7 protein-coding genes are annotated in these 11,335 nt (G+C 41.2%); 2 read left to right on the plus strand and 5 right to left on the minus strand.

Annotated features, from left to right (window positions below):
* Window positions 1-2 precede the first annotated feature (2 nt).
* Together DSM02_RS00280 and sbnA are read right to left on the minus strand one after the other, a co-directional pair.
* Window positions 3-1,760 (minus strand): FAD/NAD(P)-binding protein, encoded by a 1,758-nt coding sequence (locus tag DSM02_RS00280; RefSeq protein ID WP_128763774.1) that lies wholly within the window; start codon window positions 1,758-1,760, stop codon window positions 3-5.
* Complete coding sequence (sbnA, locus tag DSM02_RS00285; RefSeq protein ID WP_128763775.1) at window positions 1,760-2,737, minus strand: 2,3-diaminopropionate biosynthesis protein SbnA; 978 nt, start codon at window positions 2,735-2,737, stop codon at window positions 1,760-1,762. The genes DSM02_RS00280 and sbnA overlap by 1 nt, the downstream gene beginning before the upstream one ends.
* 192 nt (window positions 2,738-2,929) lie before the next feature.
* On the opposite strand from sbnA, the gene DSM02_RS00290 reads away from it, so the two are divergent.
* A complete protein-coding gene (locus tag DSM02_RS00290; RefSeq protein WP_128763776.1) occupies window positions 2,930-3,454 on the plus strand; it encodes a DUF421 domain-containing protein in 525 nt (174 codons plus the stop codon).
* A gap of 126 nt (window positions 3,455-3,580) precedes the next feature.
* Here DSM02_RS00290 and DSM02_RS00295 read toward each other — a convergent pair whose 3' ends face one another.
* Window positions 3,581-7,021 (minus strand): T9SS type B sorting domain-containing protein, encoded by a 3,441-nt coding sequence (locus tag DSM02_RS00295; RefSeq protein WP_128763777.1) that lies wholly within the window; start codon window positions 7,019-7,021, stop codon window positions 3,581-3,583.
* Window positions 7,022-7,221: 200 nt separating this feature from the next.
* A complete protein-coding gene (locus DSM02_RS00300; RefSeq protein WP_128763778.1) occupies window positions 7,222-8,616 on the minus strand; it encodes an RtcB family protein in 1,395 nt (464 codons plus the stop codon).
* Window positions 8,617-8,830: 214 nt separating this feature from the next.
* Here DSM02_RS00300 and DSM02_RS00305 point away from each other — a divergent pair, with 214 nt between their 5' ends.
* A complete protein-coding gene (locus tag DSM02_RS00305; protein ID WP_128763779.1) occupies window positions 8,831-9,841 on the plus strand; it encodes a helix-turn-helix transcriptional regulator in 1,011 nt (336 codons plus the stop codon).
* A 186-nt stretch (window positions 9,842-10,027) separates the two neighbouring features.
* Here DSM02_RS00305 and DSM02_RS00315 read toward each other — a convergent pair whose 3' ends face one another.
* Entirely contained in the window at window positions 10,028-11,290 is a 1,263-nt protein-coding gene (locus DSM02_RS00315) for a YdcF family protein (RefSeq protein ID WP_128763780.1), read from the minus strand.
* Window positions 11,291-11,335 lie beyond the last annotated feature (45 nt).

The following is an 11,335-nucleotide window of genomic DNA, read 5'->3' on the forward strand; positions in this document are numbered from 1 at the left end:
AATTAGGTTGTAAGAGCAGTTTTAGATTGAATGTATTGAACGACCGTATTTTTAGCCCACATACTGGCGGTATCATTATGCTTACGGGAAAGGGTGTCATTATCAAATAAGGCACCTTCTGTAGGAGTACCGTATAAAACCATGTTTTTTTCGATAGCCCCTGATGCATCTACCGGATGTCCTTGCCGGGTACATTTAACTTCAACAGCATTCAGATTTGCCGTATGTGAAAAAAGAGCAGGCCCAGCAATCGGGTTAAAGAGTACTGCGGCTTCCTTAGAAAAACCACGGGGAAGCCGGGCATCTAGTACATAGTCCATTTCTATTTTTTGAGTTTTAGTTTGCAGGTAACAGGCATCCCGTTTTTCAATTAACTGTGGACTTTTTGCATAGGAAAATTCAAGAATTCCTGCTTGCATTAAAGCTAGCATTTTTTGAATATTTTGAACCGGAGGGCCATAAGCAACCCGGTTAAAAAGTCCGAAATACTTATTTTGAAAGATTGATCTAGAAGCAGGAGTTAATACATTAGCGCTGTACAAGCGGTTAAAATCCTCAGCTGCAAAACGCCAAGCTGCAACGGCTGCCGCATATGGGCTCTCCTTTTTTTCAGACTCATTGATCCAGAATTCCCAAAAGTTTTTGACTGCTTGTTGCAAATTACTTTCAGGATTTAATTTAGGGTATAAAATGCTTTGAGCTTTAAATTGATTGACTTTTGGAAAGCGCTTATGAAAGTCTTTTTGCACGTTACGAAAATGTTCGATACTTACTGAAGGAGTATATTCGTAGTGGTAGTGCTTAAATAGTCTATGATAATATTCAGCTTCAATATCCACTTTGAGTATTGGAAGAACTTGTTTTTCAAAATCTAGTATCCGTTTATTTTTTAAAGTATCTTCAACAAGATGCTTAAGAAAAAAACTGGTTTGTTTTAGATTTATAGCAGCTACTCCTCGAGGGATGATAGGAATTCCAGATCTTGAAAAGGGCATTATTTTAAAGGGCTCAGTTCCACTTTTAATATACGAATAGCTTCCTGATTCTGATTTTTTGAACGCTCCGTCTCGTCCTTCGGTCAAACCCAGAATCGTATCAATAGCTGTAAGGCCTATGCCTTTGCACAACACTGTTGTTCCCGATTTTACAGGCGTTAGTTTTTTATCAAAAGGATAAACAAACGGAATCGTGTACTCACAATTAGAAGCGGTTTGGTAAGCACTTGAAATAGCCGGACTATGACCTGTTGTGAGTAACAGTGTTTTAAAAGTGAGTCCCGCACCAGCACCAGTTGTAGTATCAATATAAAAACCGCTATCCCCTTTTTTAATTGCGGTTACCGTAGTAATGTGTTTTTTAATTTTTACTCTTGAGCTTCCAGCTTTGAGCAGTAGATTGAAATAATATTTCAGATAGCGACCTACAGCTGCCCGTGGTGCTATTTGCTTTTCTTCATATGAAATACTATTACCGGTAAACTTACTAACCCATTCACTGTATGAGCTCATGGGAATCATAGGATCGCATTCGGTACGGGGAACAGATGAAATATATTTATTAGGGTAATTCATCAGGAGGTATTCCGGTTGGTTGATATCATAAACCCAGCCGGTAGCAAAAGCATCTGATTCATTAAAAAGATGGATGCACATCTCTGTATGATAGTCCAATTGATCAATCTCAGCCAAAAGCCTTTCAAACCCGTAAAAACCTTTAGGACCTAAACCAATAATCCCCACATTGAAAACGGAGGTGTCCATTATTTTAAATGTTTAGTTACCCAAGCTTCATTATATATTGTATCCAGATAGCGCTCTCCTCTGTCGCAAAGAATCAATACACACTTACTCTCTTTATGCAGACTAGGAGCTCTCTTTAAAAAGGCGGAAACTACAGCTCCCGAGGAGCCACCAGCTAAGATACTTTCGGTTTTTAAAAGTTTTTGACAGCCTTCAACACATTCTTTATCAGAAATATGCATTACGCCATTTACGAGCTCTTTATTTAAAAATTGAGAAGGAAGGCCCGCGCCATGACCGGGGATGAAACGTTCTTTGGGCGAGTCTCCAAAAATGACACTTCCACATGCATCTACAGCGATGAGCTTTGTTCTTAAATTATTTTCTTTGATATACGTGGCACAGCCCATTAAGGTTCCACAGGTACTGGTAGCAGAAAATACATAATCTACATCCGGCAACTGACTTGTAATCTCGCTCATCGTTTTATAATGTGCGTGAGGATTTGCACGGTTACCATACTGGTTCGTCCAAAGAGACTGAGGGATTTCTGAAAGCAACTGCTTGACTCGGTTTAAACGAGCTCCTAGATAGCCTCCTTTTTTATCGGGTTTGGTGACTGTATTTATTTGAACTCCATAGGCTTTCAGAATTTTTAAAGTATGGTTGTTAGCTTTAGGATCAACAACAATCACAAGAGGAATGTTGTAATAGCCACAAACTTGCGCCAGCCCTATAGCCATATTACCACTACTGCTTTCGACAAGCGTAGTCTTTGGAGTAATTTCTCCTTTCTTGATTCCTTCTTCAACAATACTTAATGAAGTGCGATCTTTAATGCTTCCTCCGGGGTTTGCCATTTCAAGCTTTCCGAATACATCAATACCCGAACGCGCAGTTAGTTGTTTTAAATGAATCAAAGGCGTATTGCCTATCGTATTTAAAATGGAATTTTGCTCACTTACCGTGAATCTGGGAGAAGCTAGTACCGTGTTCATTGGGCGCGTTGCTAGTTGAAAATTTATGAACTCTATATTCTATAAAAATATATTGCCTGAAGTTGTATTTTATTTATAATAACAATATTTAACAGTAGTGCGTTAAAAATTTTAAAATTGAAGGATTTCTAAAGGAGCCGCGGGGTCTTTTAGCCTAATTTGTAAGTCTAACTCCTTAAAGAGAAAAGACCTATGGAAAACTGGATTTACGCCTCACTCCCTACACTTTTAAAAGTATTGATTTCGGTATTGGTTATTTTTACCATAATTGTAGCGATCACAAGGATCTCGGGCTTGCGCACGTTCGCCAAGATGTCGAGTTTTGATTTTGCTTCAACCATCGCAATAGGATCTATATTGGCTTCGGTTGTTATGAATACGAACCAGTCTTTATTAAAAGGTGGTTTGGCTCTTGCAGCCATTGTAGCATTTCAATCCTTTTTTGCATTTGTAGTTCGTAAATCTAAAAAGGCAGACAGTTTACTTACCAATGATCCCATTATGTTGATGTATAACGGTAAAATTCTTTATGAAAACCTAGAACAAACCAATGTGGGAGAGACTGATCTAATTGCCAAACTCAGGGAGGCAAATGCCCTGCGATTTTCTGAGGTAAAGGCAGTTATCCTAGAATCTACAGGAGACATGTCTGTTTTACACGGCAACGAAGGAATCGAACTCGACCCTGATATTTTAAAAGGAGTAAAAGGGTTTTGAGGATTGTTGAATACTAAATCAGATACATTTTCGGAATCTATAAACCAAGTTTGATAGACGCGTTTCCAGTTTTAGATATCTCGAACACAGCGAAAACTAGCTGTGTGAGTTCATGTTTAGAATCGCTTATCTTTTCAACGTAAAATGGTTTTTGTAAGAACGACCGTTACCGAGATCTACTTCAAACCAGTAATCGTTAGAAGGCATAGTTTTAGTATTAAAAGTACCATCCCAACCTACACTTTGTGGAGTTAATTGTTTGAGTACCTTACCATACCGATCATAAATACGAATGCTAGCGTCAGGAAAGGCTTCAATACCTTCTATTTGCCAATAATCATTATAGCCATCACCATTAGGAGTAAATACTTTTTTATAATCAATTAAAACCACCGTTTTAAAATCTATACCACATCCTGCTTTATCTCTTACTGTAGCTTCATATACACCACCAGAGATGAATTGAAAGAGCGGATTGTCTTGAAAATGAATGCCATCAATGCTGTATTCAAAATTCCCACCTCCTGATGCTTGAACTTCTATATAGTTATTATCAGACCAATCTGCAAAATCGACTTTCTGAATGGCAGGCGGTTCTGATCGTTTCAGTTCAAAAGCATACGAATTAGTACACATCATTCCATTTTGAATTTCGCCAATAGTGAGCACATAATTCCCTTCAAGACTTAAATACGCGTCTGAAGTATTGGAAATGATAGTACCTGTAGGATCTTCCCATTCCCAGAGGTCAAAGGTCTCGGTACGGGAAAGGGCCAACCCCGGTTCGTTATCGCAAATGACAAACGTATCCTCAATAAGAAGTTCAGGAAGTGCGTTAACCTCGAGATCAATATAGGTTTCGCTATAACATAAAGCATTGGTTGCATTTTCGACGCGAATGTTGATACGTTGTGACCAGGCGGTTGTATTTTGAAATGAAGCTGAAAGGGGAGTGGGTAGTACAGTTCCGGTTTCATCGGTGTAGGTGATTGTCAGGCCGGCTTGAGTACCTATAAGCTCCTGTTCTAAATCACTCAGGTCAAAACTTGAATACCCATTACCGGCATCGCAGGCAAAGCGGGTGGTGGGTTGGTTTATTTGCGGTTGGGCGGAGGTAATCAGCTTTAATGAAGTCTCTTCATAGCAGCCCGTCTGGGTGTTTGTGACCCGTACGGTGAGCGTTTCGGTGTTTGCTGTGGAGTTGGTATACGGGTTGGGTAAGGGGCTCGGCAACGTATTTCCTGCAGCATCATAATAGGTAACTGCCATTCCGGTTTGGCCGTTAAGGACCAAGGTTTCAATCTGGGAGGTGTCAAAGTATTCGGAAATACCGTCGTTGTTATCATCGCAACCGATGAGGTCGGGCAGGGGATTGGCTATTGGAAGCGGATTTACCACGAGTTGTACCAAGGTCTCGGTACTGCATCCGGTCAACGTATGGGTTACCCGCGCGGTTAGGTTTTCGGCATTGGGTTTTTGGTTGACCAGTGTGGCCGGTAAAGGCATCGCAACCTGCTGGCCGTTTTCGTAGAAGAGTTCGAGCTTCAGATTAGGCTGATTCCCAATAAGGTCATTTTTTAAGGTGCTGATATCAAACAGCGCCTGACCATCTGTATCGTCATCGCAGGTCACCAATGGGTTTACAGGGTTGATTTGGGGTAAGGCGTTTACGATCAAATCAAAAGAAGTCTCAGCATAGCACTCCGGATTATCGACATTATAAACCCGTGCGATGATGGTTTGTTTGCCCGGTGTGGTATTGGTAAATGGGTTGGGCAGGGGACTGGGTAATTCGGTGCCTGATGAGCTAAAGTAATTAATAATTAAGCCTGATTGACTTGAAATAATCTCATTTGAAATGGTAGAGGTGTCAAAAGTGCTGGATACAGAGCTTCCAACACTATCTTCACAACTATATATATTAGCGGGTTGGTTGATACTTGGTTTTTCAGATGAAACCACTTTTACTGTGATTGTTTGCTGTTCGGTACCACAAGTTACCAGGGCAGAAACATTATAGATTCCAGCGCCCGTAAATGTATGCGTAGGTTCGATTAAAGAAGATGTATTATCCGTGCCAGATAAAGGATCATCAAAATTCCACGACACGGAATCAAAATTACCTCCAATAGAAAACCGGGTCTCCTGAGATGTACAAGTTTCCTCAAAAGTAATAAGTGCATCGGGGTTAGTTTGATCTAGATTGTGTTTATAATAAAGAACATCCCTAGAATTGTTTCCACTATTATTTTCTATACTAAGACCATTAATTGTTATAGGGTAACTCATAAAAGAGGAAGTTATATGTATGCTGTTATTTACAGCAATTATGGGGCCCGCAAGATCCCGGTAGACTAAAGATGGGTAATAGTTTTCTCCTGTTGATCTTAATATGAGTTTCTCGCTAAAATTAGTCAAATCGATTTCGTATAATATCAAATCAGAATTGTGGTCACCGTGAATGTCACGGGTAGTAGTCAAAGTTTCACTACCAATAGTTATTTCCCCTCTGAAACTTGATAAAACATATAGGTTAGAATCTTCATGTGTTATAAAGCTTCTTTGTTCTACATTACCAATGCCATTCCCTACCGATTGTAAAAAACCACAATTGTCAATAACTTTATAATCCTCTAATTCACCAGAGTTTTTAGATATTTCCATTAGGACACTTCCAGTATCACAACCATTGCTAACAGCTACATTATTGCTATAAAAACTAGCGCTAACATAGTACTTACTCCAAACATAGAGCTTTTGATTAGTCTTGTTATAGTAAAGGGTCATTGGTTTAAAAACTCTAGCTGGTTGATTGTCGGACATTTCTTTGGACCAAATCAAACTTAGGTTTGAATCTATTTTATTCAAATATGTTTTTATATTCGAAGAATAGGAACGTGGAGTGACAGTACCTGTGAAATAAATGCTTCCATTTTCATCAATTTGGGAGTCGTGGAATGTTTCATCAGATTCAGTTCCATACTGCTGAGCATCTATTAGATTTCCAGAAGCATCAAACTTAGCAATAAAGTACTGACTTCTAGAGCCAGTCGCGACAGTTAAACCAATATTAGTATTAATGGCCTCGTCCAATTGACCTATCACAAAAACATTATTATTCCATACATGCACTTTCCGAGGAAGATATCTTTCATCACTTATTTTTCTAACCCATAGTATATTTCCACTAGAGTTTAACTTTATTAAACTGTTTCCCTTTTCAATACTAAATCCATCAATGACAACGCCTCCTCTATTATTTCCTATTACTGAATAGATGTTATCATTCTCGTCAACCGTTGTGTTAAAAAAGCCCGTGTTATCTGTTGAGCCGGTATCAGGATTAAAATCATTAGCCCAGATGAGATTACAATTAAAGTCATACTTGTAAATTGATCTTCCCCAACCCTGTCCCGGATTAAATGTTAAAATTATACCATCTGATGCTTTATCTATATCCACAGCATAATCTTCAACATGTCCACCTAAACTTTGTCCACAGTCAAAGCATTGCGAATAAGAACAAACAGAGTATAAAAGGAAAAGCAGGAGTAATTGTTTTTTCAAAGACTAAAATTTTTGTTAAAATACTTATTTCCTGTAAAACACAATCACCTACAGATTGAATTAACTAAAAACACAGGTCTATGTCGGCCTGCAGCATAGGCTTACGGGTTCACTAAAAACTTAAGCAGATACGCAATACAAAAAACGCCTTTTTCTATAATTGAGAAGGCGTTTTAAGATTCAGATTGGTATTCCAAATTCTAACCCCTGCGTCTACGTCTTTTGTTCCGCCAGGGCGCGTTCTTTTGCCAGTCGCCGGCCATAATGCAGCCGTAGGGTAATATCTCGTCGAGTACGGTACCCAGGTTGTATTGCTGCATTTGGGCACGAACGGTAGCAGCCGGTTTATAAGCGCTGGGCAGTTCAGAAATATCGATCTCTTTGGAGAAAAACCGAATGTCGAGTCCGGCGGTTTCTGTTTTAAAGATCGTTTCATCGGCCTGCTCGGCCAGGTTGCGTTTGTGCTGACTTCTACTCATATTACGCCCGGCTCCGTGCGGGGCAAACCCCAAATTTGTTTCCGTCGTTGCGCCTTCTACAATCAGTACGGGTTCGGCCATATTCAGGGGAATCAAACGAGGTCCCGTGATATCAGGCATAAATTTGCTATCGAGTGGAGTAGCCCCTTTAGCGTGGTAAAAGGTGTCTCCGTCTTTAAAGACAAAGTTATGCTCGTTCCAAAATCGGTTTTCGGCGGTTATTCCTAATTTTTCAGCTACGCCGTCATGAATCAGCGTATGGTTTAGTTTGGTCCATTTTCTTATGGTTTGCAGCGCATTCCAATAGTCCTGGCCTTCTTCGGTATCAAAAGGAATCCAGGCGTTTTGCTTTAGCGTTTCGGGAGACAGCAATTGTCTAAAGCGTTCTGCGATGTGCATACCTTTGGTGTATAAACGCGCTCCGGGACCACGGGAACCGTGATGGGTGATCATCATGGTGTTACCGGTTGCAGCCGAAGTACCTACAAACAAAAAGTGATTTCCGTCGCCCTGGGTACCCAGGTGTTCGCGGGCTACAGAGATGGACTTTTCGTCAAACAGAAACTCGTTGCTTTTAAAGGCTTCGAGCAGGTCATCGGGCAGTTGAAACTGCTTTCCGCGGGGTCTGCCTCCGGGTCCAAAGTGGGTGCTGGCGTGCGCCGCGTCAAGTACAGCTTTAGGATCTGCACTGCCAAAGTCGGTCAACATCACCGAGCAGCAGATGTCTGCACTGTGCATTCCAGGATGAATGGTATTGTGTGTAGCCACCACACCCCCTACGGGAATGGTCCCTTCGGGACCGGCAGGGCAGGCATCGGGCATCACGGCTCCACCAAGAACAGTGGGCGTACGCATCACGGCATCCATCGTTGCTTTGACTTTAGCCACATTGTCGAGCTCCAGGTCGTTTTCGGCAGCCAGGTTAAAACTGTAGGCAACCGGCTGATCGAATAGTTTCGTAGGTTCAGGGAGCTTAAATTGCTCCAGGTAGGCTTCCATTTCAACTTTTGAAAGCTGCTCGCTGTTGATGTGCTCGAGGGCACGACGGTACCATTTTCCGGGAGGGTATCCCATGGCTTTTAGATCGTGACCGGTAATGTGGTTAGTAGTTTCCATAATTGTAATTTTATATCATTGCCCGGACTTATTTGCTCCGGGGCCTTTCTAAGGCCTTTGTTAAGCCCCACCAACTCCTCGTTTGGCGGGGCGCTACCTGAACCGTGATTCCAAAGACAAGGTTCGTTATTCTACCTTACAAATATGCACACCCTACTGCGCAACCTTTTTGCGTAGTCAAATAATTAATCTATTTTTCTTTAAAATTTAGCTTATGGCCCTTACCAAAAATGCCCTGATTCGATACAAAACCATCGACAAATGCCTGCAAAATCCGTATCGCAACTGGAGTCTGAATGATTTGATGGAAGCCTGTAGTGATGCCCTGTACGAGTTTGAGGGGCGGGATGTAAATGTGAGCAAGCGTACGGTGCAGCTTGATCTGCAGGTGATGCGCAGTGATAAGCTGGGCTATAATGCGCCTATTGAGGTGTATGAGCGCAAGTATTACCGGTATAGCGATCCCAACTATACGATAACCGATATTCCGCTTACGGAAAACGATATGAATGTGCTATCGGAAACCATGCATATGCTGAAGCAGTTTCAGGATTTCTCCCTTTTTTCGGAGTTTAAAGGAATCCTGAATAAACTGGAAGATAAAATCTATACCGAAAAGAACCACAAGCAGGCGATCATTCACCTGGATAAGAATACCGATTTAAAAGGTTTGCAATGGCTTGACGAACTCTATCAGGCGATTTTAAAAGAGGTCGTGTTGAAGGTGATGTACCAGTCTTTTAAAGCGCAGTATCCTTCAGAATTTATCTTTCATCCGCATTTGCTGAAGGAATTCAATAACCGCTGGTTTTTAATAGGTCGCAAGACCGAAAGTGACCGGGTGCTTACGTTTGCCCTGGATCGTATTCTGGGGGTTGATTATGATTTTCAGACGGAATATATTCCGATCGCTTTTGATGCTGATACCTATTACGCGCATACCATCGGGGTCACTGTTTTAGAACAACGTCCACAACAGGTAGTATTTAAAGTAGACCGCCAAAACGCCCCTTACGTAGCAACCAAACCCTTCCACAGTTCGCAGCAACTCGAAGAACACTATCCGGATGGTAGCATCCTTTTTAGTATGCAGGTACATCACAATTTTGAACTCGAACGCCTGTTACTGGGTTTTGGGGATAGCCTGGAGGTGTTAAAGCCAAAGATACTTCGGCGCAATCTGAAACGCAAACTGAATGCTGCGGCCGGCTTGTATAAAATTTGATAGGGGGGATAAAAGTTTTCTAACTAAAGAAAAGGATTTTATTCTTTCTGAGGTAAAGGCTGTGATCTTAGAATCTACAGGAGACATGTCTGTTTTACACGGCAACGAAGGAATTGAACTCGACCCTGATATTTTAAAAGGAGTAAAAGGGTTTTGAGGTTTGTTGAGCACTAAACCACATCTTATTTAAGGATCTAAGGGCTCCATCGGGTTTTGTTGTAATGCTTCCAATTGTGGTAAGAACTCCAGAGTCGTGGCATCTATACGATTTAAAATTCGAGCAGGAGCATATCCCAGCTCTTCTTGACAACGCTCTATAAACCGCTGGTCTCCGGTGTAAGCACTGTGCAAATTATTCGCAATTACAAGAGATTTTTGCTTCAAAGGCATCGCATAGGCAATCATAAGCCGGGCTGCATTTCTCAGGTTTGTGGTTGTATGCCGGGCGTGGGGTTCAATAATGATATGCTCTTCGGGAATTTTATAGTAGTTTATGAGCTCCTTTTTCATTTCAATAGCTTCTGCATAGTCGGCACGAAACGGGTGTGCGTGTCCTCCAGACACTATAATGAACGGAGCTTGCTTTTGACGGTATTTTAAAACACCCAGTTGTAAATTTAGTTTTCCCACTGCAGAAAGTCTATCTCTGTAGTTTTCGGGGCCGTTGCCCAATACCAAAATACTGGCATACGGATATGCATCAAAGTCGGTGTGCTTTACGTGAGCAGCAGCCTTTGCATTTTCTTTTAAGATGAGCGGTTCATAACGGCTTGCTTCGTCCCGGTGATTCATATAGAGTAAGGCCAGCGCATAGTTGAGACTGTTCTCAAAAAACAACGCCGGTTTATCATTCTCCTGTTTTACAAACCGGTCGCTCCACATCCATAAGGCTCCTTTGTAATAGGAAGAAGAAACATCATAAGAGATAGAGTCTATGGTAGCATATTGTGGTGCTTCACCCAGCCCATATACTGTTAAGTTATGATTGATGCCTGCCGCGCATAAGTTCCAGCTTGCTTCCAGATAATCGGCATCAGAAAGCTCTTTATAAGCTTCATATGCCCCTGAAGGTCTCAGGTTGGTTCTTATAAAGTGTTGTAGTACGGCTGATCGCTGCACCAAGTTTTTCAGTTCGTCACCAATTTGAGAAATTTCCTTTTGAGAAAGGAGGTATGTTTTTACCAGCAACGCGGGATTTTCTTTATGCTGTTGTAAAGATCCTGCCAGCAATTTATCCTGGGACTCCTTGAATGCCTTGAGAACCGAATTAGTCATTAAGAGTTGCTTTACTGCTTTCTCATTCTGAATTGCGGTAAAGAGGTAAAAGTTTTTATCCTGAAGTAGATTTTCTGATCGAGAGGCTTTAAAACTCGGATCGTATCCTTTTTGAGCCTTCATCTGTACAGTAGTAAAACAGATGATCACCAGTATAACAACAAACGTTCTCATAATTATAATATTAAAAAGAGGTTAAAGAAATCAGCTATCGAGATC

This window comes from Leeuwenhoekiella polynyae (assembly GCF_004104075.1).
GTDB classification, from domain to species: Bacteria; Bacteroidota; Bacteroidia; order Flavobacteriales; family Flavobacteriaceae; genus Leeuwenhoekiella; species Leeuwenhoekiella polynyae.